The organism is Streptomyces albus subsp. chlorinus (assembly GCF_013302895.1).
GTDB lineage: Bacteria > Actinomycetota > Actinomycetes > Streptomycetales > Streptomycetaceae > Streptomyces > Streptomyces chlorinus.
Window position 1 is genome coordinate 7,157,712 of sequence record NZ_VJOK01000001.1, and the last position, 19,646, is coordinate 7,177,357.

At 72.8% G+C, this 19,646-nt stretch carries 19 protein-coding genes and 2 pseudogenes; 12 read left to right on the forward strand and 9 right to left on the reverse strand.

All coding sequences use genetic code 11. From position 1 onward, the window contains the following. The 3 genes and pseudogenes from FM076_RS34395 to FM076_RS31050 all read left to right on the forward strand — a co-directional run. Nucleotides 1-971 (forward strand): annotated as a pseudogene (locus FM076_RS34395) (SARP family transcriptional regulator); the annotation flags it as partial. Nucleotides 972-1,151: 180 nt separating this feature from the next. Beyond that, entirely contained in the window at nt 1,152-1,610 is a 459-nt protein-coding gene (locus tag FM076_RS31045) for a nuclear transport factor 2 family protein (protein ID WP_173874151.1), read from the forward strand. 523 nt (nt 1,611-2,133) lie between these two features. Further along, a complete protein-coding gene (locus tag FM076_RS31050; RefSeq protein ID WP_173875125.1) occupies nt 2,134-3,387 on the forward strand; it encodes an MFS transporter in 1,254 nt (417 codons plus the stop codon). A 33-nt stretch (nt 3,388-3,420) separates the two neighbouring features. Here the strand turns inward: FM076_RS31050 and FM076_RS31055 are convergent, their stop codons facing one another. Further along, nucleotides 3,421-3,981 (reverse strand): hypothetical protein, encoded by a 561-nt coding sequence (locus FM076_RS31055; protein WP_173874152.1) that lies wholly within the window; start codon nt 3,979-3,981, stop codon nt 3,421-3,423. A 247-nt stretch (nt 3,982-4,228) separates the two neighbouring features. Between FM076_RS31055 and FM076_RS31060 the strand changes: the two genes are divergently transcribed. Further along, a complete protein-coding gene (locus FM076_RS31060; RefSeq protein WP_173874153.1) occupies nt 4,229-4,756 on the forward strand; it encodes a hypothetical protein in 528 nt (175 codons plus the stop codon). A 645-nt stretch (nt 4,757-5,401) separates the two neighbouring features. Here FM076_RS31060 and FM076_RS31065 read toward each other — a convergent pair. The 5 genes from FM076_RS31065 to FM076_RS31085 all read right to left on the reverse strand — a co-directional run bounded on the left by FM076_RS31065 (nt 5,402) and on the right by FM076_RS31085 (nt 9,755). Beyond that, on the reverse strand, nt 5,402-5,608 hold the full coding sequence (locus tag FM076_RS31065) for a hypothetical protein (protein WP_173874154.1): 207 nt from the start codon (nt 5,606-5,608) through the stop codon (nt 5,402-5,404). 78 nt (nt 5,609-5,686) lie between these two features. Further along, a complete protein-coding gene (locus tag FM076_RS31070) occupies nt 5,687-6,934 on the reverse strand; it encodes a multidrug effflux MFS transporter (protein WP_173874155.1) in 1,248 nt (415 codons plus the stop codon). Nucleotides 6,935-7,253: 319 nt separating this feature from the next. Continuing rightward, nucleotides 7,254-8,267 (reverse strand): helix-turn-helix domain-containing protein, encoded by a 1,014-nt coding sequence (locus FM076_RS35170; protein ID WP_173874156.1) that lies wholly within the window; start codon nt 8,265-8,267, stop codon nt 7,254-7,256. 51 nt (nt 8,268-8,318) lie between these two features. Continuing rightward, nucleotides 8,319-8,975 carry a LysE family translocator gene (locus FM076_RS31080; RefSeq protein ID WP_173874157.1) on the reverse strand — a complete coding sequence of 219 codons (657 nt, stop codon included), beginning with the start codon at nt 8,973-8,975 and terminating at the stop codon, nt 8,319-8,321. Nucleotides 8,976-9,062: 87 nt separating this feature from the next. Beyond that, entirely contained in the window at nt 9,063-9,755 is a 693-nt protein-coding gene (locus FM076_RS31085; RefSeq protein ID WP_173874158.1) for an HAD family hydrolase, read from the reverse strand. Between the two features lie 191 nt (nt 9,756-9,946). Here FM076_RS31085 and FM076_RS31090 point away from each other — a divergent pair, with 191 nt between their 5' ends. From FM076_RS31090 to FM076_RS31100, 3 genes and pseudogenes are all read left to right on the forward strand, one after another. Then, a complete protein-coding gene (locus FM076_RS31090; protein ID WP_243274690.1) occupies nt 9,947-10,744 on the forward strand; it encodes a GNAT family N-acetyltransferase in 798 nt (265 codons plus the stop codon). A gap of 272 nt (nt 10,745-11,016) precedes the next feature. Next, nucleotides 11,017-11,451: pseudogene (locus FM076_RS35445) on the forward strand (tryptophan synthase subunit alpha); the annotation flags it as partial. Nucleotides 11,452-11,497: 46 nt separating this feature from the next. Further along, nucleotides 11,498-11,872, forward strand: coding sequence for a tryptophan synthase subunit alpha (locus FM076_RS31100; protein WP_173874159.1), 375 nt, complete (start codon nt 11,498-11,500; stop codon nt 11,870-11,872). Here FM076_RS31100 and FM076_RS31105 read toward each other — a convergent pair. Next, a complete protein-coding gene (locus tag FM076_RS31105) occupies nt 11,797-12,810 on the reverse strand; it encodes a LysR family transcriptional regulator (protein WP_173874160.1) in 1,014 nt (337 codons plus the stop codon). The two genes, FM076_RS31100 and FM076_RS31105, sit on opposite strands and share 76 nt — an antisense overlap. 73 nt (nt 12,811-12,883) lie before the next feature. On the opposite strand from FM076_RS31105, the gene FM076_RS31110 reads away from it, so the two are divergent. After that, on the forward strand, nt 12,884-13,819 hold the full coding sequence (locus FM076_RS31110) for an EamA family transporter (RefSeq protein WP_202034935.1): 936 nt from the start codon (nt 12,884-12,886) through the stop codon (nt 13,817-13,819). A gap of 168 nt (nt 13,820-13,987) precedes the next feature. Next, on the forward strand, nt 13,988-15,316 hold the full coding sequence (locus FM076_RS31115; protein ID WP_243274691.1) for a pyridoxal-dependent decarboxylase: 1,329 nt from the start codon (nt 13,988-13,990) through the stop codon (nt 15,314-15,316). 145 nt (nt 15,317-15,461) lie between these two features. On the opposite strand, the gene FM076_RS31120 is transcribed toward FM076_RS31115, so the two are convergent. After that, a complete protein-coding gene (locus FM076_RS31120) occupies nt 15,462-15,965 on the reverse strand; it encodes a cupin domain-containing protein (RefSeq protein WP_173874161.1) in 504 nt (167 codons plus the stop codon). Between the two features lie 80 nt (nt 15,966-16,045). On the opposite strand from FM076_RS31120, the gene FM076_RS31125 reads away from it, so the two are divergent. The 3 genes from FM076_RS31125 to FM076_RS31135 all read left to right on the forward strand — a co-directional run bounded on the left by FM076_RS31125 (nt 16,046) and on the right by FM076_RS31135 (nt 18,713). After that, nucleotides 16,046-16,900 (forward strand): LysR family transcriptional regulator, encoded by an 855-nt coding sequence (locus FM076_RS31125; RefSeq protein WP_173874162.1) that lies wholly within the window; start codon nt 16,046-16,048, stop codon nt 16,898-16,900. 194 nt (nt 16,901-17,094) lie between these two features. Continuing rightward, nucleotides 17,095-17,568 (forward strand): carboxymuconolactone decarboxylase family protein, encoded by a 474-nt coding sequence (locus FM076_RS31130; protein ID WP_173874163.1) that lies wholly within the window; start codon nt 17,095-17,097, stop codon nt 17,566-17,568. Nucleotides 17,569-17,768: 200 nt separating this feature from the next. Continuing rightward, nucleotides 17,769-18,713, forward strand: coding sequence for an RNA polymerase sigma-70 factor (locus FM076_RS31135; protein ID WP_173874164.1), 945 nt, complete (start codon nt 17,769-17,771; stop codon nt 18,711-18,713). A 67-nt stretch (nt 18,714-18,780) separates the two neighbouring features. Here the strand turns inward: FM076_RS31135 and FM076_RS34410 are convergent. After that, the coding region (locus FM076_RS34410) for a VWA domain-containing protein (RefSeq protein WP_243274692.1) at nt 18,781-19,646 on the reverse strand (866 nt) is incomplete at its 5' end.

The window sequence follows — 19,646 nt, forward strand, 5'->3', positions numbered from 1 at the left end:
AGCGGGTGCTGGCCCGGCTCCCCGAGGACGCCCCGGACGCCGTGCGGGCCCGGTTGCTGGCAGCCGTGGCGGTCGAGTCGCGGGGCGACGCGCTGGCGGAGGGCGCCCTGCCGCTCGCGGCCGACGGCCCGGTCCGCGAACCCTGGCGGCTGCGGGCCGAGCACGCCGCCCTGGAGGCCGAGGGCATGGCCCGGCGGCTGAACGACGCCGCACTGCTGGCCTTCGCGCTCAACGGCTCGTTCATGCAGATGTTCCGGCAGTGCGGGCTGGCGGCGGGCCGGGACGCCGTCGGTACCGAACTTGTGGCGCTGTCCCGGGCCCACGGCCTGGTCAGCGCCGAGGTGCTGGGCCGGCTGATCCGCCTGCAGGCCCTGTCCGGTCTGGGCGACCTGGCGGGAGCCGACGCGCAGGCGGCGGCCGTCGACAGCCTGGCCGAGCGGCACGAACGTCCGCTCGCGGCGGTCTTCACCGCCTGGTACCGCGCCTTGCGGGCGGCTCTGTCCCAGGACACCGGAGCCGAGCGGGACGCCTACGCGCAGGCGGTCGCGCTGCTGGACGGGTGCGGTATGCCGGGATTCGCGGCGGGCCTGCCCGCGCTGGTCCGGCTGGCGCCGGTGCTGCGGGCCGGCGCGCTGCCCGACCCGGACGCGTTCGCGGGCGCGGACTGGGGTCCCTACGGCCCGTGGGTGCGTCCACTGCTGCTGCTCGGCGCGGAACGCCCGGAAGAGGCCCGCGAGGCGCTGCGCACGGTGCCCAGGCCGCCCCACGACCTGATGCAGGAAGCACTCTGGTGTCTCCTGGCCCGCGCGGCGGCACTGAGCGGGGAGGCGCGGTCGGCCGCCCGTGCGGCGGAAGAGCTGGCCCCCGCCCGCCACGAGCAGTCCGGCGCCGCCGCCGGACTGCTGACCTTCGGCCCCGTCACCACCTACCTGACGGAAGCCGCAGCGACCGCCGCCGCGGGAGACCACTGACCCCGGCGCGGCCGGGCCGGGGGAGGCCGGGGTCTTCCCGCGGGACGAGCCCTCGCGTCCGCTCGCTCCGGACCCTCTTTACCCGCGCGGTAATCGACCGCTCCTCGGTCTCCCGGCAGGATCGGGGACGTCGGCGGGAACACCCGCCGGAGTCAGGCCACCCGCCGCGAGGAGACCCTCATGACCGCCCAGTCCGCAGCCGCCACGGCGACCGCAGCCGGCACCGCGACGCCCGTCGCCGAGCGCACGCGGGCCGTCGTGCGGGAGTTCCTCGCCGCCCGGATCGCCGGTGACACCGCACGGCTCGTCGGACTCTTCGCCGACGAGGTCGACTGGCTGCTCGCCGAGAACCCCGCCGCCCCGTGGATACGTCCGCGTTCCACCGCCGCCGAGTGCGCCGCCCAGTTCACCGAGTTGATGGAGCACACCGTGCCCGAGGACGCGCGTCCCTCCGTCGACACCTTCCTCGTCGAGGGCACCGACGCCGTGCTGATGGGACAGCTGTCGGGGACCGTGCGCGCGACGGGGAAGTCCTTCGAGGGCCCGTTCGCGCTGCGACTCACCGTCGAGGACGGCCGCATCACCCGCCACCACCTCTACGAGAACAGCCTGTCGATCGCCGAGGCATGCACCCCGTGAGACCACCTCCTGAGGCCACCCGTGAGGGGGCCCCAGGGGACACCACGGGCTGCGCGGCGGGGCCTCTCGGAAGGGCCCCGGCGAGGCGGACCCGTGTCGGGGCACGCGGCGCGGGGCTCGTAGAGTCCCGACGGGGCGCCGGAGGATCGCCGGCCCGAGCTGGTCGAGGCGCGTTTCGTCCGCCTGCGGGGAACCAGCGGGGGAGAGCACGACGCACGCACGCCATGGCCGAGTCGCTGACCCGGCTCGCCCAGGACTCGGCGGGACTCGCCGCATCCCGGCGACGTCTCGCGGAACGAGACGCTCCCTTCCGCCTGTTGACTGGCAGCCGTCCTCCCGGAAAGGTGCGCCTGTGAGTCAGCAAGCACGACCAGCGAAAACAGATCCGGCCGGGTCGCGGGACGGCGGGCTGCCCGCGGAAGGCACCCGGACGCCGGAGCCCTTCACGGCCGATGGCCCCGCGGACGCGGGCCCCGGGACCGAAGCCGCGCCCGGGGGCGAGGACAAGAGCCGCCCGGAGAGCATGCGCCGGGTCGCCACCGCGAGCTTCATCGGCACGGCGATCGAGTTCTACGACTTCTACGCCTACGGCACCGCCGCCGCCCTCGTCCTCGACGACGCGTTCTTCCCCAACCTCAGCCCGCTCAACGCGACACTGGCGGCCTTCTCCACCTACGCGGTGGCCTTCGTGGCCCGGCCGCTCGGCTCGCTGGTCTTCGGCCACTTCGGCGACCGGGTCGGCCGCAAGTCGGTACTGGTGGCCTCCCTGCTGCTGATGGGGCTCTCCACCGCGTTCGTCGGACTGCTGCCCGGCTACGCCACCCTCGGCGTCTGGGCGCCGCTGCTCCTCGTCCTGCTCCGTTTCCTCCAGGGCATCGGCCTCGGTGGCGAATGGGGCGGCGCGGCGCTGCTGGCCGTGGAGCACGCCCCCGAGAAACGCCGCGGCCTGTTCGCGGCCTTCCCCCAACTCGGCCCCTCCGTCGGCTTCTTCGCCGCGACCGGGATCTTCTGGGCCCTCTCCACCGGGCTCGACGACGCGGCGTTCCGCTCCTGGGGCTGGCGGGTGCCGTTCCTGCTGTCGTTCGCACTGGTCGCCGTGGGGCTGTTCGTCCGGCTGCGGATCAGTGAGACGCCGGTCTTCCAGCGGGTGATGGACACGCAGGAGAAGAGCAAGGCACCGGCCATGGAGGTCTTCCGGACCCACTGGCGGGAAATCCTGCTGGGCGCCGGCGGCATGATCGTCGCCTACGGGCTCTTCTACACCGCGACGACCTACTGCCTCAACTACGCCACCAAGGGCCTCGGCGTCCCGCGCAGCACCATGCTGGCCCTGTCGATGGCGGCCTGCCTCTTCCTCGCCGCCGGCACCTGGTTCGCGGCCACCCGCTCCGACGCCCGCGGCCGTCGCCGGCTGGTCCTGCTCGGCTGCGGCCTCGCCGCGGTCTGGGGGCTCGTCCTCTTCCCGCTGATGGACACCGAGCAGCCGCTGCTGATGGCCCTCGCGCTGGGCGGCACGCTCTTGTGCATGGGCGTGGTGTACGGGCCCATGGGCGCCTACCTGCCGGAGCTGTTCAGCGCCCGGGTGCGGTACTCGGGCGCGTCCCTCGCCTACAACCTGGGCGGTGTGCTGGGCGGTGCCGTGGCGCCCCTGGTCGCCACCGACCTCCAGGCCTCGTACGGCTCCGGCGCCGTCGGCTGGTACGTCTCCGCGATGGCCGTGGTCTCCCTGGTGTGCGTGCTGTCGCTGCCCGAGACGCGGACCCGCGAACTGGGCTAGCACCCACCGCTCACCGCCCCGGAGCCGGCAGTCTCAGGACGGCACCTTGGTGGCCGTCATCACCTGGCAGGAGAAGGCGAGCCGCTGCGTGGTGCTGTGCGTCACCTGCAGGGTGACGGTGCGGTCGCCTCCGGGGCCGACCGTCACCGTCTCGAAGTCCGAGCCGACGACCTCCGTCGCGACCGAGGAGTCGGGCGAGCTGCCGATCTTGAACTCGACGGAGAGGCTGTAGGTGAACGAGGTGTCGCTGGAGGAGTTCTGCACGTCCACGTCGTACTGAATCTGCGAACTGGCGCGGCTGTAGCGGCAGTTCTTCCCGATGGCCTCGCCGATCGCGTTGGAGTCGTACGTGGGCACGCCCGGGCTCGTCGGCGAGGTGGGGAGGGGAGTGCTGCCGCCGGGGCCGCCCGGGCCACCGGGCTCGAGGCTGGGGGGCGTGGACGGGCCGACGGACGGAGCACCCGAGGGCAACGGCCCGTCGAGGTCTCCCAGCCCGCCGAACGCCTTGTCCGCGGGGTCGTCGGCACACCCCGCGAGTGTTCCGGTTGCGGCCAGGACGAGAACGGCAGCGCTGATGGCGCGACGTCGGTACATGTGATCCCCCGTTGAACCGAGCTGTGTGCCAGGGTTCCGGTGCCCTGGCCCGCTTCTGCTCCCGGCCCGCGTCCCGGCGTTCGAACGCTGGTGCGTGCCACGGAGCAGTGGCAGGGTACCGGATGCGGGCGGACCGTCCGGCCCTGTCTTGGTACCTTGACGGTTCGTATCGTCATGCTTCAACCACGGGGGACACATGAACCAGCCTTGGCCGCCGCAGCAACCCATGCAGCCGCCGTCTGCGCCGATGGGACAGTTCCCGCCCGGACAGCAGTTCCAGCCGATGCGGCCGCCGGGCTATCCGTACCAGCCGGGCTTCCCGCCGCCCCGCCGTGGCAGCGGAGCCAAGGCATTCCTCCTGGGATGGCTCATATCCGGCTTCGGCGCGACCGTGTTCGCCGGGCTGCTCCTGGCCAGCTACGAGGACCTGTCGAAGGTCGGCCTGCGCGTCATGTACGTGATCTTCGCGCTGGTACTCGCGCTGGCCGTCGGTTCGGTGGCGGGAAAGGTGGGCGGTCCCAACCCCGGCGCGTACGTCGCCCCCGCGCTGCTGGCGATGCTCGCCGTCTTCCTGGGCACGACCAACGGCTACGTTTTCGTCCTGCTCGACGCGGGCGGCAGCGAGCTGCTGGAGGCCATGCTCGAACACGATCCCGGCTCTCCCGCGGAGTTCTGGTGGAAGGTGCTGAAGGGCGGTTTCGCGCTGCTGGGCCTGGCCCTCGCCGGGGGCGGTGTGTTCGCCGTGGCGAGCATAGTCGGCAAACGGCAGCGGTAGCGTGCGGCGGTAGGAGCGTCGCGGCAGGGGCAGCAGCGGCGACCGCGTGGAGGCGGCAGCGGCGGCGTCGGCGGCGGGCGGTAACCGTTGTGCCCGCCGTGGCGGTTGCCGGCGCCTGTGCTCTCGTGCGGCGAGCAAGCTCGTGCGGGGAGCAGGCTCGCGCGGGGACGAAGCCGCCAGGTACCGGCTGGGCGATGACATGGCCGTGCGGCTGCCGCAGATACGGAGCGGGGCCGAGGATGTGACGCGGGAGCGGAAGTGGCTGCCCCGCCTCGCTCCCCACCTGCCGACGCGCATCCCGGAGGTGCTCGGCGCCGGGCAGGCCCGCCGAGGGGCATCCGTGGCCGTGGTCGGTCCGCCGGCGGCTGCCGGGGTGGCGCCCCGGGGCGGGAGCCCTGAGCGGGCCCGAGCTGGTGGCGGGTGACGCGGCCTGCGAGCTGTTCCCGACGAGGGGCGGACGCTGTCGCAGGCGCTGATCGCGCTGCCGTGCTACCGCGGTACGAACTCCGCTATGGCGGACCACGCCCGGCATGTGATCCGGGAGGTGCCGGCCGAAGGCTGAGGCGGGGCGTGGGGGACCGTCCGCCGGACAGACCGACCGGTCGGTCTGTCCGGGGGAGGGTGCCCTGGGCCGGGCCGGCCGGGTCAGCCCGAGGGCTCGCCCGACGACTCGTCGCGGACGTAGTCCTCGGCTTCCTCGGCGCCGTCGGCCCCGCTGCCGCCGGCCGCTTTCCCGTTCTTCTCCTTCTCCGCGGCCGACTTCTCGGCGGCGGACTCGTCCTCGGAGATCCCCCGTGCCGCGGGCGGAGGCGGCAGGTCGGGTGTCTGGGGCCGTTCGTCGTGTTCACTCATGCCCCACGCGTACCCGCTGCCCACGGCCTTCATCGCGGGCCGTTGCGGCGACGGAGTGGCGGGCCGCTGCCTCCGACATCAAGGGGCGACAGTTGGCCGGTCGGTCGGCTCACCGTGCCCCTGCCACGGTCGGGCGAGCGCGACGAGTGCTGCCGCGGAGAGGAGGGCGAAGCCCAGTACCACCACGGCCGTCGACATGGCGGTGGTGCTCCCCGCGGCGCCGGGCAGCGGGGCTGCCGCGGCACCGAGCACGAACTGGGCGCCGCCGAGGAGGCCGGATGCCGCTCCGGGGGCGTCCCTGCCCACGGCGAGGATGATGGTCGTCGACGCGGGCAGCACGATTCCGAAGCCGGACGTCAGGCCGAACAGACAGGCCCAGGTCGCGGGAAAGCTGCTGACGCCGAGGGCGAGCAGGGCGACCAGCGCGGTCGTGGAACCCGCGGTCATGGCCACGCCGACGGCGAGCAGCGAGTTGAGGCGTACACGCGCGGCGAGCCGGCCGAAGACCGTACCGGCCACGACGGTGCCGACGGCGTTGGTGGCGAAGACGAGGCTGTAGCCGGTGGGGGAGAGGCCGTACGTGTCCTGGAAGACGAAGGGCGAGCCGCTGATGTACGCGAACAGGGCCCCCAGCCCGCAGCCCATGACCAGGAGGTGGCCGACCAGTTCGCGACGCCGCAGCAGACCGCCCATCGCCGCGCCGGCGGCCCGCAGACCGCCGGTCCGGCGATGGGCGGCGGGGAGCGATTCGGGAACCCACGCCCAGACCGCCGCCGACAGCAGCAGCCCCGCCATGGCCAGCACCACGAAGACCAGGCGCCACGAGCCGACACCGAGGACGAGACCTCCGGTGACCGGCGCGAGCACCGGCGCCGTCGAGGCGATCACACCGAGTGCCGTGAGCTGGCGGGCCGCACGGGTGCCGGTGAACCGGTCGCTGACGACCGCCCGTCCGAGGACGATCCCCGCGCCGCCCGCTACCCCCTGGAGCAGTCGCGCGACGTCGAACACGGCGATGGTCGGGGCGAGCGCGCAGACCAGGGACAGCACGGTGAACATGCCGGAACCGGCCAGCAGCAGGCGCCGCCGGCCCACCGCGTCGCTGACCGGACCGAGCACGAGCTGACCGATGGCGAGCCCGACGAGGCAGGCCGTCAGGGAGAGCTGGACGGCCGTTCCCGACGTCCCGAAGGAGGTGGCGATACAGGGGAAGCCGGGCGCGTACATGTCGAGGGCGAACGGCGACACCGCCGAAAGCCCGGCAAGGGTGACGATGAGCCGCCCTGTTCCGGTCCGAGGGGGTGCGGAATCGGTGCCGGGCTTCATCGGTCTCCCTTCGGGAGCGTGTGGGTGCGGGCCGAGGCAGAGCGGGGCCCGAGGCGTGGCGACCGCTCCGGCCCCATGATCGGCGCCGAGCCGGTGGCGCGGTGTGGAGCAAGGGGCGCGCGCATGTGGAGCGCGGTGCTTCGACGACAGCGGTCGCAAGCCGGACCGGTACCCCGGAAGCGCGGGGAGCTGGAACCGCTGGCCGGGGGTTGGAAGCGCGGGGAGGCGGAAGCGCGGTCCGGGGGTCGCGAGCGCGGGGAGCCGGAAGGGCAGGCCGGGTCCGGAAGCACGGGCCGGGGGCCGGGAACCCGGACGGGTGTCAGGAGTGTGTGTGCCTGAACCGGGCGGGCGAGAGGCCCTTTTCGCGCCGGAAGGCATAGCAGAAATTGCTGGGTGAGGCGTAGCCGACCTCGTGCCCGATGCGGGCCACTGTCCAGTCGGTCCCGACGAGCAGCGCGGCGGCCCGGTCGAGGCAGCGGCGTCGGTGGTACTCCCGCACCGACGTCCCGTACAGCGCGCGGAACCCGGTGGTGAGGCGGCGGACCGACATCGACGACGCGCGGGCCAGCTCGGCCAGCGTCGGCGGCGCGTGGCGGTGGCGCCAGAGCAGTTCGGGAACGCGGCGCAGCGCGGCCACTTCGTGGTCGTCCAGGGGAAGGCCCGGGCTGTCCGCGGGCGGCGCCGTGGCCGTGAGCCCGTCCGTCAGCGCGGCCAGCGCCGCCACGATCCGCGATTCGAAGAACAGCAGGCGCCCCGGGGAGGTGCGCCGGTGCGTGAAGATCTCCTCCAAGGGACCGGCGACCGGACGCAGCGCGGCGGACCGGCCCAGATACCGCTCGCGCGCGAGGTTCTCCGGCCCAGTGGCCGGCAGGGCATACGTGCCGAGAGAGCGGAGATAGGTCTCCAGCCCGCTCCAGGTCCCGGTGATCGACACCGCCCGGTACCGCTCGCCGTCGCCGTACGCGACGACGCCGCGGGTGGCGCGCCGGGGGCTCAGGGACACCGAACTGGCGTGCAGGTCCCCGTCTCCGGCGCCGGCCTCGCTGATGCCCAGGCGTCCGTCGAGGCAGTGCTCCAGCTCGAAGTGGTCGCCCGGGAAGGAGTACCCGAGCCGGTGCCCGCCGGTGAAGGCGACGTCGTACCGGACGATGTGGAACCCGCTGGGCAACGAGGTCACCTCGATGGTGCCGTCACCGACCTCCGGCAGGAGGCGGTGCCGGACGGTGCCGTCCCCGCGCTCGTCGCTGCGGGCGATCGACGCGTAGTACGCCGCGTACGCCGCCTCCGATGTGGGGGAGCCGGCCGCGCCCGTGAGCTGATGAACCCGTGTCACAGCCGCCGAGGTTAGCCTGCCCTAAGTCGTTCTGCCGACCGGGGTTCGCGGTCAGGTCGCCGGGCGCTCGACCGCCAGGCCGATCCCGAACGCCGCCAGGATCGCACCTCCGCCGCGCAGGATCGCGCGGGTGACGCGGGCATCGCGCAGGATGCTCGCCGCCGCGCCGAAGATCATGCCGTAGGAGAGCAGGGACAGGAAGCCGATCACGGAGAACAGGACGCCGAGGACGAGAACGTCGGCCGGGCCCGCGGCGCTGCCGAGGAACTGCGGGATGACGCTCGTGAAGACGATCACGGTCTTCGGATTGGACAGGTCGCTCAGCAGCCCCTCCCGCAAGGCCCGCAGGGCGCTCCGGCCGGGACGGGTGGACGGAAGCGACGCTGTGCCGTCCGGCTCCTCGGGCGCCGCCTCCGTGGCGGGGAGGCCGCGCCGCGTGGCCAGGAGCCGGACACCGAGATAACAAAGATAGCCCGCTCCGAGGTAGCGGACGGCGTCGAAGGCCACCTGGGAGGAGACCAGGAGCGCCGTGAGACCGGCGACGGAGGCCAGCGCCCAGACGAGGTCCGCCACGAGCACGCCCAGCGCGGTGAGGACCGCCTCCCTGCGGCCCCGGGCGAGAGCGCTCTTGAGGACGAGCATGACGGCCGGGCCCGGGATGACGACCAGGACGGCGGCGAGTGCGGCGAAGGCGACTATGGAGGACATCGCCCCATGCTCCGCAGCCGTGCGGACCACGGCAAGGTGGCCCCGGCGGGACTTGGTGCGCTCACGCGCCTCAGAAGCTCACGCGCCTCAGAAGTGGTCCAGCAACTCGCGGAAGGTCCGCAGCCGCAGCACTCCCTCGTCGTCGGGGTCGAGTTCCTCGTGCTCCAGGGACCAGGTGTGGTCATGGGGTATGAACACGGCGTTCATGCCCACGCGCCGGGCCGGGAGGATGTCCGACTTCGGTGAGTTGCCGATCATCCAGCAGGTGGGGGGCGTGAGGTCATGGGTCTTGACGAGGGCGCGGTAGGCCTCGTCGTCCTTCTCGCGGACGATGCTGATCGCCCGGAAGTGAGGCGCGAGTCGAGAGGCGTCGATCTTGCGGCGCTGTTCCTCCGGGTCCCCCTTGGTGAGCATGAGCAGTTCGTGCCGCTCACCGAGCGCCGCGAGGGTTTCCGCGACTCCCGGGATCAGCTCCACCTGGTACTCGGTGAGCACCGCCGTCAACCGCCGGATGTCCGCCGCCTCTTCCTCCGTGGGCGGTCGGTGGCGCAGCCGCTCGACGCAGTCGGCGAGGCTGCGGAGCAGCATAGGGGTGCCGTAACCGTGTGAGACGGCGTTGGCCTTCTGGATGTCGTCGAGGACGGCCCGCAGTTGGGACTTGTCGAGGGTGGGATGAGCCAGCCAGCCCAGGAAGTCGGCGATGACCCGCTCGAAGTGCACGTTGTTCTCCCACAACGTGTCATCTGCGTCGAAGACGAGCACCTGACTGTTACGCCGCATCCGAACCTCCGGGACATCGCGCGAACGGCACCGGACTGTAGCCGCTCCAAGCACCCTTCGGCGAAGCTTTTTCCGGGGCCAGGGGCCAGGGGCCAGGGGCCAGGGGCCACAAGCCGTGGGCCGTGGGCCGTGGGGACGTAGGCTGGTTCGGTAAGTCTTCTGCCCGCTCGACGGATGTGTGAGGTTCGGCGATGGTGCTTGCGGAGTCCGTCGAGTCGATGGAGCAACTGGCCGTCGGCTGGCGCGCCTTGGTGCTCGACAGGGACCCGCACGCGGATGTGCGCGATCTCCCCGGGATCGCCGTCCGCTGGGCGGACTGCCGGTTCCCCTTCTGGAACTGCGTCACGCTGACCGAGGCCGGTGCGGACGCCCGGCTGGTCGAACAGCGTCTGGGGGAGGCGGCCGGCATTATGCGGGCGAAGAGGCACCCGGGATTCCTGTGGGTCTTCGAGGGGCTTCTCGACGAAGGCGGGCGCGCGGCGCTGGGACCGGCGGCGGAGCGGGCCGGCCTCGCGCACGCCTTCCCCGGCACCGGCATGGCCGGGGACCTGTTCCCCCTGCCCGAGCCTGCCCACCCCGACCTGACCTTCGTACGGGTGGCAACCGACGAACACCTGCGGGCCTATGCGGACATCAACGCGCGTGCCTACGGCCTCACCGTCGAGGACGGCAGGGACGGGCTCGTCGGGTCCCGGCTGTGGAAGAAGCAGGCGTACGCCTTTCTGGGCATGCGGGACGGCACCCCGGTGACATGCGCGGCGACGGTGGAGACGGCCGGGCGTCTCTTCGTCGTACTCGTCGCCACGGACCCGGAGTGGGAGCGCCGGGGCTACGGCGAGGCGGTGACGCGCAAGGCGCTGTACGAGGGAGCCCGCGCCACCGGGCTGACCCGCGCGACCCTGCACGCCACCATGGCCGGGGCACCGGTCTACCCGCGCATCGGCTTCGTCCCGAACTCGCCGATGCATTTCTACGGCCTGCGGGACTGAGCGGCGCGAACACCACGGTCGCCTTTGCGCGCTCGTCAAGCCCCTGGCATCAAGCTTCTGGCATCAAGTCCCTGGGCGGCAGGGGCGGCGGGGAGAGGCGCAGCAGGTGGTATGCCGATGCCCGGGGCTTTTGCCGTGGCTGGTTTGACGAAAGTGGTAGCGCTACCGGTTGTTTCCGGCCATGATCACGTCATGCGTGTCTCTTTGGAGCCCGACCGGCTCATCGAACACCCCTGCCGTCCAACTGGCCTGCTCATAGGCGGACTTCTCCGATGACGACGCGGGCCGCGGACATACGCGATACGGACGAGCGTGCCAGGAGCCACCGAGACAGTGGCCTCTCCGGTGTGCTGGAGCAGCGTCAGCCCGTCCTCTGCGCCTTCTCGGTGGCGGGCTACCCCGATGAACGCGCCGGTGTCGAAGCCCTCGTCGCCTATGCGCGCAACGGCGCGAGCGTGCTGGAGGTAGGCGCTCCGACGACGGATCCGTGGCTCGACGGACCGGTGATCGCCGCGGCGCACCGCCGAGCCCTGCGAAGCGGCGGCGGTGACGGCGTGGCCGTCACCCTCGCAACCGTGCGCCAGGTGTCGGCCCTCACCAGGCAACCTGTCGTCGTGATGAGTTACTGGGCCACGGTCGCGGCGCGCGGGCCCCAGCGAATGGCCAACGAGCTGGCCGCGTCGGGGGCTTCGGGGTGCATGGTCGCCGACATCCCGCCGGAGGAGGTCGAGTCGTGGACGGCCGCGGCGGCCCGTGCCGGGATCAGCGCCCCCCCTGCTGGCCGGCCGCGAGGCGCCCCCCGGCGAGTTGGCCGCCGTGTGCCGGGCAGCGACGGGCTTCGTCTACGCGCCGGCGGTCGCGGGGCAGCGTACGGGCTACTCCGACGGGCTCGACCTCGAAGCGCTCGCCTCGTTCGTCGCCTCGGTCCGGCGCGCCGCCCCGAGGACTCCCGTCCTCAGCGGGATCGGTGTCTCCACGCCCGGTCTGGCTGCTTCCGTCGCCCGCCGCACGGGCGTGAACGGCGTGGTGATCGGCTCACCGCTGATCCGCGCCTACGCCGACGGCGGACCGGACGCGGCGGTCGGCCTCCTCGGGGAGTTCGCGGCCTCCGTCTCCCGCGCGCGCTGACGGACTGTCCGGACGGGGTCCTGCCGGCCTTCCCCCTCGACGCAGGCCGAGGCCGCCTCGCGCAGCGCGGTGAGCCCGGCCAGCACGAGCGGATGTGCGGCACTGCCCCGTCGGACAACCGTCACGAACCGCCTGGTGGGCACCGGGTCCCCGCGCAGGGGGACGCGCAGGACAGGGTGCTCGGGCAGCGGCACGATCCTCGGTACGAGGCAGACGCCGAGCCCCTGGGCGACGAGCGAGGAGACCGCGTACCACTCCTTGACCTGGTGGACGATGCGCGGCGTGAACCCGGCAGCCGCGCACGCCGCCGTCACCAGCGGGTAGGTGTCGTTGTTCCGCTGCTTCACGATCCACGCCTCACCGGCGGCCGCCGACAGTCCGACCCCCTCCGGCCTGGCGAGCCGATGCCCCTCCGCCACCAGCAGGTCCTGGCGGTCGGTCAGCAGCGCCGCCTGCTCGAAGCGCGCGTCGGTGACGGGCGGTACCTCCGGCCCCGGCAGTACCAGCGCCACATCCGCCTCGCCGGCGAGCAGCAGCCGGCAGCACTCGGCGCTCTCCTCCTCGACGAGCAACGGCTCCACCTGCGGGTGGGCCTCCCGCAGCCGGGCGACGGCCGGAGCGGCGAGCGCGGCCAGCGCGGAGGACACCCCGCACAGCCGTAGCCGTCCCCGGGGGGCCGTGCCCTGCCGGGCGAGCTCGGCCTGCGCGGCTTCCCACTGCCGCTGCAACTCGTCGGCGTGGCGGAGCACGATGTGCGCGGCCGGCGTCAGCCGGACCCGTCGCCCGTCCGGCCGCAGCAGCTCCACTCCCAGATCGCGGGCCAGCAGGCGCAACTGCTGGGAGACGGCCGAAGGGGTGAGGTGCAGCGCGGCGGCGGTCGCCGTCACCGTGCCGAACTCCGCGAGCGCCCGCAGGACGCCCAGCCGGTGGTCAATCATGAAGCCGAGCCTAAACGGTCGTATGAAAAAAGCCTCGCTGGACCTGCATGCTCGCGCCGCCGAGCCTGAACGCATGGCGAAGATCCCCGCTCCCGTCCTGATGCTCGCGAGCGTGCTGAGCATCCAGTTCGGGCAGGCCGTCGGCAAGCAGCTCTCCGGCTCGGTCGGAGCGCCGGGGACGGTGGCCCTGCGGCTCGGCCTGGCCGCGCTGTGCCTGCTGCTCGTGTACCGGCCCTCGCTGCCGCGCAACCGTACGGACGTCCTCCTGGTGCTCGGTTTCGGGACGGCCATCGCCGGGATGAACCTCATCTACCCCGCGCTGCTCCGCCTCCCCCTCGGTCTGGCCAGCGCTCTGCAGTTGCTCGGCCCGGTCACCCTCGCACTGCTCACCTCGCGCCGCCTCCTCGATGCGGGGTGTGCCGCCCTGGCCGGATGCGGAGTATGGCTCTTCCACGCGCCGCACGACGCCCGCTTCCCCCTGACCGGGGTGCTTTTCGCCCTGGCGGCGGGGGCCTCGATGGCGGCCTACCTGATGCTGAGCAAGAAGACGGGGGCCCGCAGCACGGGAGGCGGTCCGCTCGCCCTGGCGGTGACGTGGGCTGCTGTGCTGACGGTGCCGCTGGGAGTGGCCGACGGCGGAACGCAACTGCTCACCCCGCCGGCCCTGCTGACCGGGGCCGTGGTGGCGGTGCTCTCGGCGGTGCTTCCCTACTCACTGGAACTGGCGGCCTTGCGGCGGCTGCCGACGCGGACAGTGGGGGTGCTGACCAGCTTGGAGCCCGCGAGTGCGGGACTGGCGGGAGTGCTCATGCTGGGCGAACACCTGGGCGCCGTGCAGTGGGTGGCGCTGGCCTGTGTGGGCGCGGCGGGGGCCGGGGCCGTGCTGGGGCAGGAGGACGGGAACGGTGAGCCGCGCGCTCCGTCACCGGCCGACGGGCAGGAGCACCTGCCGGGCGCTGTGCGCCCCAGCGCTCCGGAACCGGACCCGCAGCGGGCCGGACGCGGTTGACGTGCGGAGGGCGGACCGGCCGGGCCGACCCCCGGATCTTTCCCGCTCCTCCACTGGCGAGCCGCCTCTTCGTCGGCGAGCCGCTCCTCCCCTGGCGAGCCGTTGCCGCCGGTGCGCCCCGCCCGATGCAGAGTGGAACATTGTGATTCCTACCGACTACACACGGGCATGTCCGGCTCGACCGTCCGCGTGCGGAGCGCGGTGCGGAACGCCGTGCAGGGGGAGGAGAGCATGCTGTCGCAGCGGGATCTGACCATCGGTGAGCGGCCGTCCCCCGCAGCCGAGACCGGCCTTGTGCTGCGGACCCTCTCCGGTGAACTGCTGGGTGCCGCGGAGCGTCTCGTGGGGTTCCCGGGGAACCTGGCCTTCGACGACGCGGACTGCGGCCACCTGCTGTCGCATTTCATCAACAACGTCGGTGACCCGGACAGCGACGACGCGGCCGGAACGCACACGAAGAGGTTCGAACGCGCTGTACTCGCCTGGTTCACCGGGCTCGCACAGGGCGATCCGGACGGCACCTACGGCTATGTGACGGGCGGCGGCACCGAAGGAGTCATCTTCGGCCTCTACGTCGGCCGCCGGCGTCTGCCGCACGCTCCCGTCTACACCTCCGAGGCAGCGCACTACAGCGTGCGCAAAGCGGCCGATCTCCTGCGTATGGGGCTCGTGACCGTGCCCACGCGCCAGGACGGCACGATGGATCCCGAGGCCCTCGGCGTGCTGTGCCGGGCACGTCGTGACGGGGACGCGGCCGGGGAGACCGCCGCGCGAGGTGCCGTCGTCCTGGCCACGGCGGGTACCACCATGGGCGGCGTCTTCGACGACGTCACCGCGCTGCGTGCGGCGGCGTCGGCGGCGGGGGAGGTCCACGTCCACTGCGACGCCGCGCTGGGCGGAATCGTCGCGGCCTTCAGCACACCGCGGCCCGCCTGGGACTTCCGGGACGGTGCCGACACCATCTCGGTCAGCGGTCACAAGTTCCTCGGCAGCCCCGTGCCCAGCGGCATCGTCCTTGCCCGGCGGGAGATGCTGCCGGAACTGCCGGTGGGGGAGTACGTGGGCGCCGACGACCACACGCTCGCCTGCTCGCGCAACGGTCTCGCCCCGGTTCTGCTGTGGAAGCGGCTGCGGGAGCTGGGCACCGCGGGTCTGCGCGATCTGGTGCACCGGTGCCAGGCGACCGCGGCCTACGCGTACGAGGCACTGGCGGCGGCAGGGGCTCGCCCGCAACGGTGGCGGCACGCGCTCGCCGTCACCTTCGACCGGCCGCCTCGGCGGGTCTGCGCACGGTGGCGGCTGACGGTCGAGGGCGACCGCGCCCAGTTGATCGCCATGCCGCACGTCACCCGCCGGCACGTCGACGAACTGGTCGACGAACTGTGCGCCGCGTGGCAGTCCGACGACGAGGAGCGCGCCTTACCCGCCGCGGGACACGGGTGCGGGGAAGGAAGAACCCAGGACGCCCGGCGGCACCGCTCCGTCCGCCCGTGGTGAGTACGGCGGGCGGACGGGCGGTGTGCCGGCCTGGCCTGACAGGTGCCGGTGTCTGTCATGCCGGGGCCCGGGGCGGACCGGTGCCGGACTGGCTGCTCGTACGGGCAGGGACCTCATAGAGGCAGGGACCTCGCGCAGGCAGGGACTACGCCTCCCGGTCGACGTCGGTGGCGGGCTCGGTGGCGTAACGGCGCATCGTCCGTGTGTGCGCCTGCGGGGTCAGGGGACGGCCGTCGGCGATCATGTCCCGCAGATCGCGGAAGTACTGCACGTACAGGTCGGGCGTGAACGTGCTGAGCATCACGGCCGGTTCGTCCGTCACGTTGGCGAAGGTGTGCGGGGCGCCGGGCGGGACCATCACGAGCGTGCCCGCCGTCGCGTCGTAGTCGCTCTGCCCGACGGTGAACCGCACCGTACCCGCCACGACATAGAACCCCTCGTCATGCTGGGCGTGCCGGTGCTGGGGCGGTCCCGGGGTGTGCGGGGCGAGGACGGACTCGGCCATCCCGAGGCGGTGCCCGGTGTTGCTGCCGTCTTCGAGGAGACGCAGACGAGTGGTGCCCAGGACGATCGTCTCGCCGTCGTCGGGACCGACCACCGAAACAGCGGGGTCTGTCATCGGCTCATCGGGCTTGTGTTCGTCAGTCATACCCGAAGTGCACCGCCGGGGCACCGGGACTGTCCAAGACCCGTTCCGGGGCCTCGATACCGTACGGGTATCGTTCGAGCATGGAGCTACGCACGCTGCGCTATTTCGTCGCGGTCGCCGAAGAGCTCCATTTCGGCCGGGCGGCCGTCCGGCTGCACATGAGCCAGCCGCCGCTGAGCCGGGCGATCAGGCAACTGGAGACCGAGATCGGTGCGACGCTCCTCGAGAGGACCTCCACCGGGGTCGCCCTCACTCCGGTGGGGGCCGTACTGCTCGACGAGGCCCGCGCCCTGCTCGACCGGGCCGACCGGGTACGCGTCCGCGTGGCCGCGGCGGCCGGTGCCGCGACGCTCACCGTCGGCATCCTGGGCGGCGGCGGCAGCGAGCCGGGAGCGAAACGGCTGGCCGACGCCTACCGCCGACGCCATCCGCGGGTGGAGATCCGCGTCCGCGGAACCGACCTGACAGACCCCACCTGCGGGCTGCGTGCCGGGAGGGTCGATGTCGCCCTGACCCGCGGGCCGTTCGACCAGACCGGACTGGCCATGCGCGAACTGCGCGCCGACCCGGTGGGGGCACTGCTGCGGGCCGATGATCCGCTCGCCCACCGGGACGGCCTTCAGCTGGCCGACCTGAGCGACCGCCGCTGGTTCCGGTTCCCGGCGGGCACCGACCCCCTGTGGCAGTCGTACTGGAACGGCGGGGCACCCCGCGAGGGCCCGGTGGTGCGGGCCGTCCAGGAGTGCCGGCAGGCCGTGCTGTGGAACGGCACGGTCGGCATGACGCTCCTCGGCCACGAGCCGGGTGAGGGGCTCACCGTCGTCCCGCTGGCCGACATGCCGCCGAGCCGCCTGGTGGCGGCATGGAACAAGGGGGACACCAATCCGCTGATCCGCTCGTTCGTCGGGCACGCGGTCGCCGCCTACCGCGACTGAGTGTCCCGCCGCCACGGCGGAGTGACCCGTCGGCGGCGTGGCCGCTCTGCCGTGGCGGCGGGACGGTGAGCGGATCACCGGCCGGTCCGGGGCGACGAGAGGGAGACGCAGGTCACATTCGCTCCTGTCACAGGGACCCGGGCTGCCTCGTCTCAGGGGATGTAGCCACACCGACAACCGCGAGGGAGCCCACCATGGACGCGCGACTGAACCTCTTCGCCAGCCAGACCGCAGGCAAGGCATTCAAGCACTTCATGTCGGCGGGCAAGGTGCTGAGGGACTCTGCGCTGCCGACCGCGACGCAGGAACTGGTGTCGCTCCGCGTGAGCCAGATCAACGGCTGCGCCGTCTGCATCGACATGCACACCAAGGAGGCACTCGCCGCCGGTGAGACCCCGGTGCGGCTGCACCTCGTGGCGGCGTGGCGGGAGGCCACGGTCTTCACCGAGGCCGAGCGTGCCGCGCTGGCACTGGCGGAGGAGGGGACCCGGGTCGCGGACGCGGCCGAAGGGGTCAGCGACGAAGTGTGGGCGCACGCCGGCAAGCACTACGACGAGGAGCAGCTGGCCGCCCTGGTGATCCTGGTCTCCTTCATGAACGCCGCGAACCGGCTGAACATCATCACCCAGCAGCCGGCCGGCGACTACGTGGCCGGGCAGTTCCACTGAACGGCTCCAGCACCCGGTCCAGCACCCGGTCCGGGGCCCGGCAGCGGGCCCCGGACCGGGGCGACCCGCCGCGGCCGGCCCGTTCCGGGACCCGGACGCGGGGCGTCGCACCGGCCCCTCGGCGGGCCGCACGATCTGCGGAAGATGCCTGCGCCGACAAGTACGGCCTGGTGGAAGAGGTTCGAAGAAAGGACGTCGGCGTGGACAAGGTCGAGGAATTCGAGGAGCTGCGGCCACTGCTGTTCTCGATCGCCTACCGGATCCTGGGCAGTGTGGGCGAGGCCGAGGACGCGGTCCAGGAGACATGGCTGCGTTTCGACGGCTCGACGGCCCGGCCCCTGTCGACCAAGGCTTTCCTGTCGTCCGTGGTGACGCGGATCTCGATCGATGTGCTGCGCTCCGCGCGCGTGCGGCGCGAGGAGTACACGGGCCCCTGGTTCCCGGAGCCGCTGCTGAGCGATCCGTATCAGGACCCGGCCCGCGCGGTCGAGCTGGCCGACTCGGTGTCGATGGCGGCGCTGCTGCTGCTGGAACGGCTCAGCCCGGCCGAACGGGCGGTGTTCGTGCTGCGTGAGGTGTTCGCCTTCGGGTTCGACGAGGTCGCCGCGGCGGTGGGCCGCTCGGAGGCGTCGTGCCGGCAACTGCTGGTCCGGGCGCGGCGGCACATGGAAGAGGGACGGCCGCGGTTCGCTGCCGACCGCAAGGAGCGGCAGGAGCTGGCCACACGGTTCTTCGACGCCCTGAAGGACGGCGACGTGGGCGGACTGCGGAAGGTGCTGGCCGCCGATGTGCGGATGGTGGGTGACGGCGGCGGCAAGGCCCCGCAGCTGGCCAAGGCCGTCGTCGGCGCGGACAAGGTGGCCCGGCTGCTGGGCACGGTCCTCCCCTGGGTGTTCCGGGTCGATGTGACGTTCGAGCCGCGCGAGATCAACGGCCAGCCCGGCGCCCTCTTCCGCGACCGCGACGGCAAGGTCCTCCACGCCCTGGCCCTCGACGTGCTCGACGGACAGATCCAGACCATCCGCGCGGTCATCAACCCCGACAAGCTCGGCCACCTCGGCCCCGTCGGCGACGCCTGGGCCGTCGACCGCGAGGTGAAGCAGGCCCGCAGGCAGTCGTCCTCCTCCCACAGCGCGGACAGCTGACCGCCCTCCCGGCGGGCGGGACACCGCCGCGCAGGCCCAGGCGGAGCGAACAACCGCTGCTCACCGGTCAGATCACGCGGAAGAGGTCGGCGGCGGCGTGCACGTCGGTGAGGTCCTCGAGGGAACGGAGGTTGTCGCAGAGGGCCTCCAGGACCGAGCCGGTGCCGGCGGCGCGCGGGGCGCCGATGGCCACGCCGAAGACCCGGAAGCCCAGCACGTGCTTGGCGTCGTTCCACTCGCGCATCCACGTCTCGGTGACGTCGCATTCGTCGTCGGTGAGGAACACGATGTCGCCGCGGGCGCGTGCGGTGTCGTCGAACTCCTCCTTCAGCAGTTCGCCGGCTGCTGTCAGGGGCGTCTGGTAGCTGGTGCCGCCGCCGAGGAAGGTTTCCGCGAACTCGAGCACCCGGGCGATGCCGGCGGGCTCCCCGGCCGGGAAGCGGAAGACGCGGAGCTTGTCGGCGGCGGAGAACAGGATGCCGACGAAGTCCCGCCCGGCATGGCGGGCCTGGTCCAGCAGCGCCAGGGCGCACGCCTTGGCCCACGCCTCCCGGGACACGCCGCCGGGCCCCTCCGTGTACATGGAGTGAGAGGTGTCCACGCACGCGATGACGGCGCCCCGGCCGGTGGCCTGCTCTCCCTGGCTGTCGTAGAGCATCAGCTCCCCGGCGGCGTAGCGGGCGGCGAACACCGCCCGCAGCCCGGGCAGGCCGAGGCTGGCCAGCTCGGAGGGGATGACGCGGGTCAGGTCGTTGCCGAGCGTCACACCGACCAGCTCCCCCGTGGCGTTCTCGACCTTGCGGGCACGCTCACCGGCGGCCATCTGCCGGAACCGGCCGATCAACTCGGCCCACTGCGCGAGGCGGCTGCTGCGCAGCCGCTCGGCGAGCCGCGCGCGTTGCTCGAACGGCATCCGCTCCAGCTCGCCGGCGC